General features: G+C 74.8%; 1 pseudogene. It reads left to right on the top strand.

Going from position 1 to position 636, the window contains the following annotated elements:
- Positions 1-636 (top strand): annotated as a pseudogene (locus tag SSP24_RS43325) (hypothetical protein); the annotation flags it as partial.

Consider the following 636-nt stretch of genomic DNA (forward strand, 5'->3'; position numbering starts at 1 on the left):
CGCGGGTCTGTCGAAGATCGGCGACATCAGTGCGGCGCTGAAGGGCGTCGGCAACATCGACATCCCCACCCTCCCCGACAACGCCATCACCCTGCCCGAGGGCGCCGTCCGACTCCCGGACGGCACGGTGAACCTCCCCGAGGGCGCGGCGATCCCGGCGGGCGGGATCAGGATCCCCGAGGGCGGTGCGGTCACCCTGCCCGAGGGCACCCCGCTCCCGGCGGGCGCGGTCGACCTGGGCAACGGCGCGGTCAAGCTCCCCGAAGGCACCCCGGTCCCCGCCGGTGCTGTCGAGCTGCCCGAGGGTGCGGTCAAGCTGCCCGACGACGCCCCGGTGCTGCCCGAGGGCACGGTGAAGCTGCCCACCGAGGACGGCGCCCCGGCCCGCTACTACGACCCCGAGGGCAACATCCTCGACGAGGGCGGCAACGTCATCCAGAAGTCCGACGACGGCCCCGGCGACCTCGTCGACCAACCCGACACCGGCACCCCGCCCGCCGGAGCGGACGTCCCCCGCGTGGACTCCCCGGTCCGCGAACCGGCCATGGCCGGCGCGGCAGCCCACACCGCCGAACAGGCCGCCCAGCACATCCGCCTCGGCAACAGCCTCGACGACCTGGGCGACGTCGGCCGCGT

The sequence above is a fragment of the Streptomyces spinoverrucosus genome, from assembly GCF_006539505.1.
Taxonomy (GTDB): Bacteria; Actinomycetota; Actinomycetes; order Streptomycetales; family Streptomycetaceae; genus Streptomyces; species Streptomyces spinoverrucosus.